At 74.1% G+C, this 13,110-nt stretch carries 8 protein-coding genes; 7 read left to right on the top strand and 1 reads right to left on the bottom strand.

Going from position 1 to position 13,110, the window contains the following annotated elements; all coding sequences use genetic code 11:
- Positions 1-292 precede the first annotated feature (292 nt).
- The 7 genes from ACZ7GJ_RS03650 to ACZ7GJ_RS03620 all read left to right on the top strand — a co-directional run bounded on the left by ACZ7GJ_RS03650 (position 293) and on the right by ACZ7GJ_RS03620 (position 10,394).
- Complete coding sequence (locus ACZ7GJ_RS03650; RefSeq protein WP_365918790.1) at positions 293-511, top strand: hypothetical protein; 219 nt, start codon at positions 293-295, stop codon at positions 509-511.
- 161 nt (positions 512-672) lie between these two features.
- Positions 673-1,512, top strand: coding sequence for a hypothetical protein (locus ACZ7GJ_RS03645; protein ID WP_470749051.1), 840 nt, complete (start codon positions 673-675; stop codon positions 1,510-1,512).
- Position 1,513: 1 nt separating this feature from the next.
- Positions 1,514-3,430 carry a fumarate reductase/succinate dehydrogenase flavoprotein subunit gene (locus ACZ7GJ_RS03640; RefSeq protein ID WP_470749049.1) on the top strand — a complete coding sequence of 639 codons (1,917 nt, stop codon included), beginning with the start codon at positions 1,514-1,516 and terminating at the stop codon, positions 3,428-3,430.
- Positions 3,427-4,203, top strand: coding sequence for a succinate dehydrogenase/fumarate reductase iron-sulfur subunit (locus tag ACZ7GJ_RS03635; RefSeq protein WP_470749047.1), 777 nt, complete (start codon positions 3,427-3,429; stop codon positions 4,201-4,203). The genes ACZ7GJ_RS03640 and ACZ7GJ_RS03635 overlap by 4 nt, the downstream gene beginning before the upstream one ends.
- Positions 4,204-4,248: 45 nt before the next feature.
- Entirely contained in the window at positions 4,249-7,389 is a 3,141-nt protein-coding gene (locus ACZ7GJ_RS03630; protein ID WP_470749045.1) for a protein kinase domain-containing protein, read from the top strand.
- Positions 7,390-7,483: 94 nt separating this feature from the next.
- Entirely contained in the window at positions 7,484-9,598 is a 2,115-nt protein-coding gene (locus ACZ7GJ_RS03625; protein ID WP_470749630.1) for a TPM domain-containing protein, read from the top strand.
- 76 nt (positions 9,599-9,674) lie between these two features.
- Positions 9,675-10,394 carry a PspA/IM30 family protein gene (locus ACZ7GJ_RS03620; RefSeq protein WP_470749043.1) on the top strand — a complete coding sequence of 240 codons (720 nt, stop codon included), beginning with the start codon at positions 9,675-9,677 and terminating at the stop codon, positions 10,392-10,394.
- A gap of 59 nt (positions 10,395-10,453) precedes the next feature.
- Here the strand turns inward: ACZ7GJ_RS03620 and ACZ7GJ_RS03615 are convergent, their stop codons facing one another.
- Entirely contained in the window at positions 10,454-13,075 is a 2,622-nt protein-coding gene (locus ACZ7GJ_RS03615) for a SpoIIE family protein phosphatase (RefSeq protein WP_470749628.1), read from the bottom strand.
- Positions 13,076-13,110: the final 35 nt, after the last annotated feature.

Below are 13,110 nucleotides of genomic sequence, written 5' to 3'. Positions count from 1 at the left end.
ATGGAGCTGATCACACTGGGTGCGGAAACCCACTGAAATCGACGCCCCGCCGCACCCCTCGCAGCGGCCCCGCGCCACGCCGCGAACCCCACCCGTGCGGACCAATCCCGCTTGCGCCACGAGCGGGCGTTCCCCCGGGAGAGGGATGAGAATGGGGTGCAGGGAGGGGCGCACGATTCACGCCTGCGCGCCCGCAATTGCTGCACGTCCCTTCACAACCGGGGACGGGAAGCGCGACACTCGCAGGCGCACATGAGCGTTGCCACCGCACCTGCGGAAGTGAGGGCAAATCATGTCCCTGCAAGACGATCTGAGTGCCGTACGGCGCAACCTGGACGAGCTGACGCGCAAGGTCGAGCAGCTGGAACAGCGGGCCGAACGGCAGAAGCCGCCGGCGGCCGCGCCGGATCCGTCCCGGATGGTGACGGTGCCGGACACCCCGTACGACAGCTCGCTGTGGACGGACTCCGACGACGAGGGCCTCGGCGCCCGCGACCGCCGCGCCCCCTGACCCGGGCGGCACGGCCGGCCGCACGCCCCGTACCCCCCGGCACCGGAACCGGCACCCGTAACCCGTAACCCGACCGAACAACCCCCATCAGGCCCGTCAGGCCCCGCCGTCCGCGGCGGGGTCTCCCGGTCCACCCCTCATCACTCCACCCGGAGTCCCTCTTGGCCACAGGCACGGACTTGCCACCCTCCAACCGGCCCCGGCAGCGGCCCGCGGGCGTCCACGACGCCTCCCGGGCCGCCATCGCGGCCCGGCACCTGCGGACCGACAGGTGGTGGCTGGCCCCCGCCGGCACCGCTGCCGGCCTGCTCGCCTTCATCGTCTACTCGACCTGGCGGGCCTTCGCGAACGCCGACTACTACGCCGCCCCGTACGTCTCGCCCTTCTACTCGCCGTGTCTCGCGGAGAACTGCGAGACGATGCGCGGCGGACCGAACCTCGACCTGTTCGGCAGCTGGTGGGGCCTGTCCCCCGCCCTGCTGATCCTGATCTTCCCGCTCGGCTTCCGGCTGACCTGCTACTACTACCGCAAGGCCTACTACCGGGGCTTCTGGGCCTCGCCGCCGGCCTGCGCGGTCGCCGAGCCGCACTCCTCGTACACCGGTGAGACCCGCTTCCCGCTGATCTTCCAGAACATGCACCGGTACTTCTTCTACGCGGCGCTGCCGGTCGCGGGCATCCTCACCTACGACACCGTGCTGACCTTCCGCAACGACCGGTACGAGTGGGGCCACATGGGCCTCGGCACCCTGCTGTTCGTCACCAACATCGTGCTGATCTGGGCGTACACGCTGTCCTGCCACTCCTGCCGGCACATCATGGGCGGCCGCCTGAAGCACTTCTCCAAGCACCCGGTGCGCTACCGGCTGTGGGGCTGGGTCAGCCGGCTCAACTCCCGCCACATGCTGCTGGCCTGGGCCTCGCTGATCAGCGTCGCCCTGTGCGATCTGTACGTGTACCTGCTGGCGAGCGGCGCCTTCACCGACCCGAGGATCTTCTGAGATGGCTCAAGTGGAACGGCAGCAGTGGGACGTGGTCGTCGTCGGCGCGGGCGGCGCCGGCCTGCGGGCCGCGATCGAGGCCCGGGAGCGGGGCGCCCGTACGGCCGTGATCTGCAAGTCCCTCTTCGGCAAGGCCCACACGGTGATGGCGGAGGGCGGGATCGCCGCCTCCATGGGCAACGTCAACGAGGGCGACAACTGGCAGGTGCACTTCCGCGACACCATGCGCGGCGGGAAGTTCCTCAACCAGTGGCGGATGGCCGAGCTGCACGCCAAGGAGGCCCCGGACCGGGTCTGGGAGCTGGAGACCTGGGGCGCGCTCTTCGACCGCACGCCCGACGGGAAGATCTCCCAGCGCAACTTCGGCGGGCACGAGTACCCGCGCCTCGCGCACGTCGGCGACCGGACCGGCCTGGAGCTGATCCGCACGCTCCAGCAGAAGATCGTCCAGCTCCAGCAGGAGGACTTCAAGGAGTACGGGGACTACGAGGCCCGGCTCAAGGTCTTCCAGGAGTGCACGGTCACGAGGGTTCTGAAGGACCGCGGCCCGCAGGACGGCCAGAGGGTCTCGGGGGCCTTCTGCTACGAGCGCGAGTCCGGCCGGTTCTTCGTCCTGGAGGCCCCCGCCGTCGTACTGGCCACGGGCGGGATCGGGAAGTCCTTCAAGACGACGTCCAACTCGTGGGAGTACACGGGCGACGGCCACGCGCTCGCGCTGCTCGCGGGCGCTCCCCTGCTGAACATGGAGTTCGTGCAGTTCCACCCGACCGGCATGGTCTGGCCGCCCTCCGTGAAGGGCATCCTCGTCACCGAGTCGGTGCGCGGCGACGGCGGGGTGCTGCGCAACAGCGAGGGCAAGCGGTTCATGTTCGACTACGTGCCGGACGTCTTCAAGGAGAAGTACGCCGAGTCGGAGGAGGAGGGCGACCGCTGGTACGAGGACCCGGACCACAACCGGCGCCCGCCCGAGCTGCTCCCCCGCGACGAGGTGGCCCGCGCGATCAACTCCGAGGTCAAGGCCGGGCGCGGCTCCCCGCACGGCGGGGTGTTCCTGGACGTGTCCACCCGGATGCCGGCGGAGCGGATCAAGCGGCGGCTGCCCTCCATGTACCACCAGTTCAAGGAGCTGGCGGACGTGGACATCACCGCCGAGCCGATGGAGGTGGGCCCGACCTGCCACTACGTCATGGGCGGCATCGCGGTCGACTCGGACACCGCCGCCACGGTCGGGGTCCCGGGGCTGTTCGCCGCGGGCGAGGTCGCGGGCGGCATGCACGGCTCGAACCGCCTCGGCGGCAACTCCCTCTCCGACCTGCTGGTCTTCGGCCGCCGGGCCGGGCTGCACGCGGCGCAGTACGCGGCCTCGGACACCGCCCGCAACCCGGTGGACCAGTCCCTGGTGGACGAGGCGGCGGCGGAGGCGCTGGCCCCCTTCCACGCGGCCGAGGGCGCGGAGAACCCGTACAGCCTCCACCAGGAACTCCAGACGACCATGAACGACCTCGTCGGGATCATCCGCCGCGAGGGCGAGATGGCCGAGGCGCTGGAGAAGCTCGCGACCCTGCGCCGGCGGGCCTCCCGGGCCGGGGTCGAGGGGCACCGGCAGTTCAACCCCGGCTGGCACCTGGCGCTGGACCTGCGGAACATGCTGCTGGTCAGCGAGTGCGTGGCCCGCGCGGCCCTGGAGCGCACCGAGAGCCGGGGCGGCCACACCCGGGAGGACTGCCCGTCGATGGAGCGGTCCTGGCGCCCGGTGAACCTGCTGTGCCGGCCGGTCGACCCGGCGCCCGCGGACCCGGCAGCCGACCGGATCGAGCTGACCCGGGTCCGTACCGACCCCATCCGACCCGACCTGCTCGCGCTCTTCGAGAAGGAAGAGCTGGTCAAGTACCTCGCCGAAGAGGAGCTCTACGAGTGACTACCTACGATGCCGCGTTCCGGATCTGGCGGGGCGACGCGGAGGGCGGGGAACTGCGGGACTTCACCGTCGAGGTGCACGACGGCGAGGTGGTCCTGGACATCGTCCACCGGCTCCAGGCCACCCAGGCCTCGGACCTCGCGGTGCGCTGGAACTGCAAGGCGGGCAAGTGCGGTTCGTGCAGCGCGGAGGTCAACGGCCGGCCGCGGCTGATGTGCATGACGCGCATGTCCACCTTCGACCGGGCCGAGACGATCACCGTCACGCCGCTGCGCGCCTTCCCGGTCGTACGGGACCTGGTCACGGACGTGTCGTTCAACTACCAGAAGGCCCGGGAGGTCCCCGCCTTCGTGCCCCCGGCGGGGGTGGCTCCGGGCGAGTACCGGATGCAGCAGGTGGACGTGGACCGCTCGCAGGAGTTCAGGAAGTGCATCGAGTGCTTCCTGTGCCAGGACACCTGCCACGTGGTGCGCGACCACGAGGAGAACAAGACGGCCTTCGCGGGTCCGCGCTTCCTGATGCGGGTGGCGGAGCTGGACATGCACCCCCTGGACGCGGCGGCTTCGATCGGTCTGGACCGCAAGCGCACGGCCCAGGAGGAGCACGGGCTGGGCTACTGCAACATCACCAAGTGCTGCACCGAGGTCTGCCCCGAAGGCATCAAGATCACCGACAATGCGCTGATCCCGCTGAAGGAGCGGGCCGTGGACCGCAAGTACGACCCGCTCGTCTGGCTGGGCAACAAGATCCGGCGACGTAGCGACCCCCTGTAGTTCACTTCGCGGTGGACAATGCCCCCTGGATACGTCATTGACGTGATGTCAGGGGGCTTCGCGGTGCGGGTGGGGGATCAACTGGCCGGGCGCTACCGGCTGGACCGGCGGCTCGGGCAGGGCGGCATGGGCGAGGTGTGGCGCGCGCACGACACCACGCTGGACCGGGCCGTGGCGGTCAAGGTGCTGCTGGAGGCGGCCACGAACGACGAGTTGGTCGCCCGCTTCAGACGGGAGGCCACCATCGGGGCGCGGCTCCAGCACCCGGGCATCACGGTGGTGCACGACGTGGGGCAGCAGGACGGGCGGCTCTTCATCGTGATGGAGCTGCTGGCGGGCGAGGACCTGGCGTCGGTGCTGGCACGGGCGGCGGGCGGGCTGCCGCAGGACGTCGCGGTCGAGCTGGCGGCGCAGACCGCCGAGGCGCTGGCCGCCGCCCATGAGCAGGCCGTCATCCACCGGGATCTGAAGCCCGCCAATCTCTTCCTGCAGCCCGGGGGGCGGCTGAAGATCTGCGACTTCGGCATCGCGCACTCCTCGGACGCGACGGCGGGCTGGACGGTGACCGGCCGGATCTTCGGCAGCCCCCCGTACATGGCCCCCGAGCAGTGGCGGGGCGAGCGGGTGGACGCCCGGTGCGACCTGTACGCGCTGGGGGGCGTGCTGTACGCGCTGCTGACCGGGGAGCCGCCGTTCGGGCAGGCCGAGGGGCCGTACGTACTGATGCGCCGGCACATCGAGGAGGCTCCGCTCCCGCTGCGCGAGGCGGGTGCGCCGGTGGCCCCGGAGCTGGAGCGGCTGGTGCGGGAACTGCTCGCGAAGGACCCGGCGGACCGGCCCGAGTCGGCGCAGGCGGTCGGCAAGGCCCTGCGGTCGCTGTCGGGCGCGCCCGCTGCGGGCGGTGCGGCGCCGGACGTGGAGCCGCGTACGGGTCCGCGGGCGGTCGGCGCCCCCCACGATCCGGCGCCGACCGGCGGCAGCGGGATACCGGCCGCGGTACGGGAGTTCGTACGGGACCTCCTCCAGGAGGCGGAGGCGGAACTGGAGGGCCTGCCGCCCGCCGCGAACACCCGCGTGGAGGTGCTGGCCGTCGCCGCGGACGCCGCGGCCCGCTTCGACACGGGCCTCGCGCGCCGACTGCTCGCGGACGCCGAACTCGCCGCCTGGACCGGCGGCGACGGCGACGGGGCCCGGGTGGCCCGGCTGCTGACCTCCCTGGCCAAGGACACCGCCCCGCACGCCCCGGCCCGGTCCCTGCGGCTGCTGACGGACGCGCAGCAGGCGCTGTTCACGGTGTTCGGCTCCGACCGGCGCAGCGCGCTGCTCCCGGTCGCGCAGGAACTGGCCGGGCTCGCGCCGGAACAGGCCGCGCAGCTCACCGGGTACCACCACCTGGGCGGCCCCGTCGGCAGCAGGCTCCGGGCCCGGATCGACACGGCCGTCGCCGTGGCCGACCCCGGGCGGGCCGAGCAGGAGTTGTCGCTGATCGAGGACGCCGGTCGGCGCGCGACCGCGACGTACGACACCGTGCTCGCCCTGGCCGCCCGGGACCTGTCCGTCGCCCTGCGGCTCAGCGAGCGGATCGGCTCCGCGGGGGCCCGGCTGCTGGCCCTGTGCCAGATCACGCAGGACCGTAGCGCCGTCGGGGACTTCGCGGGCGCGGCGCAGGCGCTCGCGCATGCCGAGGAGGAGCTCCCCCGGGTGCTGGAGGAGCGGGCCGCGTGGCTGCGGGAGGAGGCGGCCCAGCTGGACGGCCGCGGGCAGCCCGCCGAGTCGGAGCGGCTGCGCGCCAGGGCCGCGGGACTGCTCGCCGGCCGGCTGGAGGCGGCGGGCGACGAGAAGGCCGACCACGCGCTGGCCTCGGTCGCGGCGGCCCGGGCGGCCGTCGAGCGGGGGACCCGGCCGCCGCTGGACCCGGCGCGGGCGCGGGAGCACGCCGAGCGGGCCAGGAGCCTGCCCGACGCGGCGCAGCGGGCCGGGGCGCTGGCCCGGATCGCCCGGGAGTGCGCGGCCTCGGGCACTGCGCCGTGGCTGCCCGAGGCGGCGGCCGACCCGGGGAGCCCGCCGCCGCACGGTGCGGCGGTCGTGGAGAGCGCCGAGTCCCGGGTCCGGCGGCCCGCCTGGGTCACGGGCGCACCGGGCGCACACGCCTGGCGCAGCGGTGACCGGCCGGACGCCCTGTACGCCGCCGGGGACGGGGTGGTGTGGCGGTCGAGGGTCGAGGTGGGCTGCGTACGGGCCGACGTGGGGGCGACCCGCTGGACGGCCTTCGCCGACGAGGGCACCGGCGCCCCGCCGCCCGGTCGGCCGGTGAGGGTGGCCTGCCGGGCCGATGCCGGGACGGTGTACGTGGCCGTGTGGCGCGGTGCCGGTGCCGGTGCCGCTCCCGCCCCCGCGGTGCGGCTGGTGGCGCGGGATCCGCGGGACGGGCGGGTGCGCTGGTGGCGGGACCTGCCGGACGCGCGGCTGCTGCGGCCGGCCGGGAGCATGGTGCTGCACGGCGGGCCGGAGCGGCTGACCGCCCTGAGCGCGGCGACGGGCAAGACCGTGTGGACGCGCGAGTCTCCGCACGATCCGGCCCGGGTGCTGACGGTCGGCGGCGAGTGCGTGGTCCTCGTGGACGGCCCGCTGCGGCAGGGGCTGCGCCTGTCGGACGGGGAGCCGCTGTGGTCCTGGCCCCGGGGCGCGGGCCTCGCGCGCGGGGACGCGTGGTCTTCCGGTCCACTTGCGCACGTACTGGACGGGGACACCGTCCGGGCCCTGGAGCAGTCGACCGGCCGGGAGCTGTGGCACGTGCAGATCGGCACCCCGGCGGCGCGGGTGCTGGCGTGGCACGACACGGTGTACGTGGCCGCGTACCGCCCGGAACAGGGATGGGACACGGTGTTCGCGCTGGACGCGGAGACGGGCGAGGCGCGCTGGAAGCGCCCGCTGATCCGGCGCGACGGGCCGGACTGCGCCCTCGAACTCCTCGGTGTCCGGCCGGGCGGGCTGTACGTGAGGGCCGCGCGCCCGGGCCGGCGCGGGCTCCTCGGCAAGGTCGCCGAGCCGTTCGTCGCGGCGCTGGACCTGGCGACGGGCAGACCTCGCTGGCAGTACCCGGCCTCCGGCGACGGCGGGGCGGTTCTGATCGGGGACCACGTGGTCCTCCCCGACGTGCTGCTGACGGCCATCACGGTGCCCTGACGGGCGACCCGGCGGGGGCGATCTCCGGGTGCGGGGGCGTAGAACCGCCCATACGCTCCCAAATGTGATTCCGCCGAGAAGCAGGCCGAAGAGACTGACCACCGCCGGGATATCCGTTCGGTCCGCACGGGCCGGGCTCGCCCTGGCCGCCGCGCTGCTGGCGCTCGGCGGCTGGGGCGCGGCCGGGGCGCCGTCCGCGCGGGCCGACGATCCGGTCACCCTGTCGCAGCAGGGGCAGATCACCGACCGCGTGGGGGCGCTGGGCGACCGCAAGGCCGCCGTCGCCGCCGCGCTGGACAAGCTGTACGTCGACCGGAAGGTCCAGCTGTTCGTGGCGTACGTACGGGACTTCTCCGGCCGCTCCGCGCAGGGCTGGGCCGACGCGACCGCGCAGAAGAACGGCCTCGGCCAGAACGACGTCCTGCTGGCCGTCGGGACCGGCGCCCGGCAGTACGCCTATTCGGCCGATGTGGACTCCGGTTTCACCAGCGACCAGCTCGCGGCCGTCGCGCAGACGGCCATCGAGCCCGCGCTGAAGCAGAACGACTGGGCGGGCGCCGCGATCGGCGCGGCCGACGGGTACGACGCCGTGCTCGGCGGGCAGCCGGTGCCCGTGCCCGCCATCACCCCCGGCGAGGCCGATCCCGGCGGCGGGGCGGGCGGCGAGAGCGGCGCCGGGGACTTCGTCCTCCCGGTGGTCGCGGTCGGCGCGGCCGGCGCCCTCGGGGTGTACGCGTACACCCGCCGCAAGCGCAGGGGCGAGAGGGGCAGGGGCACCACGGGCTGGGGCGAGCCGGGTGGGGCGCCGGCCCCGCTCCCGCTGCCCGAGCTGGACGCCAGGGCCAAGGCGCTGCTGGTGGAGACCGACGACGCGATCCGCACCAGCACCGAGGAACTCGGCTTCGCCTCCGCCCAGTTCGGCGACGAGGCGATCGCGACCTTCACCGAGGCGGTGGCGTACGCGAAGGGCGAGCTGACGGCCGCGTTCCGGCTGCGCCAGCAGCTCGACGACGCGTACCCGGAGGACGACGCCACCCGGCGGCGGATGCTGGACGAGATCGTGGCCCGCTGCACCGAGGCGAACCGGCGGCTCGACGCCGAGTCGGCCGACTTCGACCGGCTGCGGGACCTGGAGAAGAACGCCCCGCAGGCCCTCGCCACGGTCGAGGCGCACTTCCGGTCCCTGACGGGCCGTACGACGACGGCGCAGGCGACGCTGACCGCGCTGGCCGGGCGGTACGCGGACTCGGCGTCGGCGCCGGTGGCCTCCAACCCCGAACAGGCCGAGGACCGACTGCTGTTCGCGACGAGCAACCTGGGCGAGGCCCGGGCCGCGATCGACGGCGGGGACAACGGGAAGGCGGCCGTGCACGTCCGGGCCGCCGAGGGCGCGGTGGACCAGGCCGCGACCCTGGTCGACGCGGTGGAGCGGCGGGCGCAGGAACTGGCGGAGGCGGCCGGGAAGCTGACCGGCGCGCTGAACGAGACGGACACGGACCTCGCGGACGCCCGCGGGCTGCTGACCGGCACCGCGGAGGGCACCTCGACGGCGGACCTGCGCGGCCGGATCAGCCGGGCGGAGGCGGTCCTGGCCGACGTACGGCAGGAGCAGACGGCCGGCCGGTACGACCCGATCGACGCCCTGCGCCGGGTCGAGGAGGCCGACGCGGCCCTGGACGAGGCCCTGGCGGGGGCGCGCGAGCGCGAGACGGGCCGGCAGCGGGCGGCAGCCCTCCTCGACCAGGCCCTGCTCTCGGCCCGCAGCGCGATCGGCGCGGCGACGGACTACGTCACCACCAGCCGGGGAGCGGTCGGCAGCCAGGCCCGCACCCGGCTGGCCGAGGCGCAGCGGCACCTGGAGCGGTCGTCGGCCCTGGCGGCGACGGACCCGCCGGGCGCGCTCGCGGAGGCGCAGCAGGCGGACTCGCTGGCGCGGCAGGCGCAGCAGCTCGCGGAGCAGGACGTACGGGCGTACCAGGACCCCTACGGCGGCCGGCGCACCGGCGGCGGCCAGGGCGGCGCGGTGCTCGGCGGGATCATCCTCGGCGAGATCCTCCGGGGCGGGGGCGGCTTCGGCGGCGGCTTCGGCGGCGGCTTCGGCGGGGGCGGCTTCAGCAGGGGCGGCGGCGGAGGCGGTGGGGGCAGCGGCCCGGGCTCCTTCGGCGGCGGCGGCACGCGCGGCCGGATGGGCGGCGGCGGCCGCTTCTGAAACCCCGGGGCACCCGCGGGGCCCCAAGAGCACCTCCAGAGCACCCCCACCCGTACTCACCCCAGGGAGATCGACCATGAGCAAGCAGACCGTCCTCGGCCGTGTCACCCAGCTCGCCAAGGCCAACATCAACGCGCTGCTGGACCAGGCGGAGGACCCGCAGAAGATGCTGGACCAGCTGATCCGCGACTACACGAACAACATCGCGGAGGCGGAGCAGGCCGTCGCCACCACCATCGGCAACCTGCGGTTGCTGGAGGCGGACCACAAGGAGGACGTGGAGGCGGCCGGGGAATGGGGCGGCAAGGCCCTCGCGGCGAGCCGGAAGGCCGACGAGCTGCGCACGTCCGGAGCCGCGGCGGACGCGGACAAGTTCGACAACCTGGCGAAGGTCGCGCTGGGCCGCCAGATGCAGTCGGAGAAGGAGGCGGCGACGGCGGAGCCGACGATCGCCGCGCAGACCGAGGTCGTCGACAAGCTCAAGGCCGGGCTGGACTCGATGAAGAACAAGCTGACGGAGCTCCAGGCCAAACGCGACGAGCTGGTGGCCCGCGCCAAGACGGCCCAGGCACAGAACACCATGCTGGACGCGGTGAAGAACATCGACGTCATGGACCCGACGAGCGACCTGAACCGCTTCGAGGAGAAGGTCCGCCGCGAGGAGGCCATGGCGATGGGCAAGCAGGAACTGGCGGCTTCCTCCCTGGACGCCCAGTTCGAGTCCCTGGACGACCTCGGCAAGACCTCGGAGATCGAGGCGAGGCTCGCCGCACTGAAGGCGGGCAAGGCCGCCTGACCCTCCCGCCCCTGCCGTGCGGCGCCGCTGGCCGGTCAGCCGGTCAGCCGGTCAGCCGGTCAGCCGTACATGCTCAGCAGCTGCTCCGCCGACAGTTCGGCGACGGCCTCCACCGCCGCGCCCGGCAGCGGGAGCTCGAACCAGACCGTCTTGCCCCGGTGGGTGCGGCGGGTGCCCCACCCGGCGGACAGCAGGCCGACCAGTTGGAGGCCCCGCCCGCCCTCGTCGGTGTCGCGGGCGCGACGGCGCCGGGGCTGGGCGAGGTTGGCGTCCCAGACCTCGCAGACCAGGGTCCGGTCCAGCAGCAGGCGGAGGCGGATCTCGCCCTCCCCGTACCGCAGGGCGTTGGTGACGAGCTCGCTGACCAGGAGTTCCGTGGTGTCCAGCAGGCCCTCCAGGCCCCAGGCGGGCAGCTTGGCCCGGGCCAGCTCCCGGGCCCTGCCCACCGACCGGGCCTCGCGCGGCAGCTGCCAGTCGCCGACCGCGTCCACCGGGAGCCCCTGCACCCGGGCCATCAGCAGGGCGATGTCGTCCTCGCCGTGCCGGGTGTCCAGCGTGTTCAGGACGTGGTCGCAGACGTCCTCCAGCGGGCGGACCGGATCCGCGAGGGCCTCGCGCAGTCCGCGCAGCCCCTCCTCCAGCGGATGGTCGCGGGATTCGACCAGGCCGTCGGTGTACAGCGCGAGCAGCGCGCCCTCGGGGAGTTCCACCTCGACCTCCTCGAAGGGCTCCCCGCCCACCCCGAGCGGCATCCCGGGCGGTACTTCCAGCAGCAGCGCGGGCCGCGGCCGCCCGCCCTCGTCCGGGGGTTCCACCAGCACCGGCGGCATGTGGCCCGCGTTGGCGATGGTGCAGCGCCGGGTGACCGGGTCGTAGACGGCGTACACGCAGGTGGCGAGGTACACCTCCGACCGGTCGGCGTCGCGCGAGTGCAGCGCGGCCCGCGACGCCTGCTGGGAGCCGCCGGGCGCGCCCAGCCCCCGGGCGATCTCGTCCAGGGCGGTGAGCACCTCCGCCGGTTCCAGGTCCAGCAGCGCCAGGGTCCGTACGGCGGTGCGCAGTTCGCCCATGGCGACGGCCGCCCGCAGTCCGCGGCCCATCACGTCGCCGACGACGAGCGCGGTGCGGTGGCCGGGCAGTTCGATGACGTCGAACCAGTCGCCGCCCACCTCGGTCGCCGCGTTGCCCGGCAGGTACCGGCAGGCGATGTCGAGGCCGGCGGCCTCGGGGTCGCCGGGGGGCAGCAGGCTGCGCTGGAGTATCAGGGCCCGCTCGTGCTCGCGCCGGTACAGCCGTGCGTTGTCGATGCACACGGCGGCCCGGGCGGCCAGCTCCACGGCGACCGCCCGGTCGCGTTCGCCGAAGGGTTCGCTGCCCTTGGTGCGGGAGAACTGGGCGAGTCCGACGACGGTGTCGTGGGCCACCATCGGTACGACGAGCGTGGACTGCACGAGGTCCTCGCTCCCGCCGCCCTCGATCAGCCGCGGCCGCGCCGTCCGCAGCGCCAGCGCGCCGGGCGAGGCGGGCGGGTACCGGTGGACATCGCCTACGGAGACCAGTGCGCCGGGACCCGACAGCGGGGCGTCCGAGACCGCCGAGGCGAAGGCCACCCGCCGCAGCGGCGCGGACGGCGCCCGACCGGCACCGAGGCCGGGCGGCAGGGACGGTACGCCCGGCCCCTGGGGCCTGGCGGGCCGGTCGTCGTCGCCGAGCAGCAGCCCCTGGTAGAGGTCGACGGCGGCCAGGTCGCAGAAGCCGGGGACGGTGACGTCGAGCAGTTCGCGCGCGGTGGTCTCCAGGTCGAGGGAGTTCCCGATCCGGTGGCCGGCCGCGTTGAGCAGGGCGAGGTTGCGCCGGACCCCGGCGGCCTCGCGGGCGGCGAGGTGGCGGCGGGTGACGTCGGTGCCGAGCCCGGCCACGCCGATGGGCCGGCCGGTGCCGCCGTGCACGCGGTAGAGGTTGATGGACCAGTGGCGGTGCTCGCGGCTGCCGGGGGCGGCCCCGGTGATCTGGAGGTCGGTGACGGATTCGCCGGTCTCCAGGACCCGGCGCAGGGCCTCGGCCATGCGGTCGGCCTCGTGCGGCGGGAGGTAGTCGTGGACGGTGCGGCCGCGGTGTTCCTCCGCGGCGCCGCCGAAGACGGTCGCGAAGCGGCGGTTGGCGCGCTGCACGGTGAGGTCCGTACCAAAGAGCAGGAAGCCGAAGGGAGATTGGCCGAATATGGCCTGCGAGGCGGCCAGATCGGATTCGATCCGCCGCAGGGCGCGGACGTCGACCACGACGCACAGTGCGGCCCGCTCGGCGGCCTCGGTCTGGGTGGGCATCACATAGATCTCGGCCAGGCCGTGCGCACCGCCACCGCCATCGCCTCCGGGGATCCGGAAGGGGATCAGGCCCGTCCATTCCTTGCCGTCGAGGATCTCGGCGACCCGGCGGTGCCCGTCGGCGCGGAGCTCGGGCGGCATGAAGGCGTCGACGGGGTCGCGTCCGACGGCCTGTGCGGCGGTCAGCCCGAACAGTTCCTCCGCGCGCAGGCTCCACTGGTCGATGAGCCCGTCGGGGCCGATCGAGAACGAAGCGACCTTTATGTAGTCATATATCGAGCCAGGCGGGCTGCTGTGCCACAGGGAGTCGTGCCATGTCTCCCCGGGCACATGGGCCTGATGTGCCTGCGCAGGTATCTCGCTCACGCGACCGTCCCCTCCAGCTCACCGCA

This window comes from Streptomyces sp. NPDC037242 (genome assembly GCF_055604165.1).
Note: the sequence above shows the minus strand (reverse complement) of the source record. Positions and strands in the feature narration are given on the sequence as shown.

Bases quoted from the DNA above. Each gene is read 5' to 3' on its own strand.
- ACZ7GJ_RS03630 (WP_470749045.1), top strand. From the start codon at position 4,249: ATGTCAGGGGGCTTCGCGGTGCGGGTGGGGGATCAACTGGCCGGGCGC.
- ACZ7GJ_RS03640 (WP_470749049.1), top strand. From the start codon at position 1,514: ATGGCTCAAGTGGAACGGCAGCAGTGGGACGTGGTCGTCGTCGGCGCG.
- ACZ7GJ_RS03620 (WP_470749043.1), top strand. From the start codon at position 9,675: ATGAGCAAGCAGACCGTCCTCGGCCGTGTCACCCAGCTCGCCAAGGCC.
- ACZ7GJ_RS03650 (WP_365918790.1), top strand. From the start codon at position 293: ATGTCCCTGCAAGACGATCTGAGTGCCGTACGGCGCAACCTGGACGAG.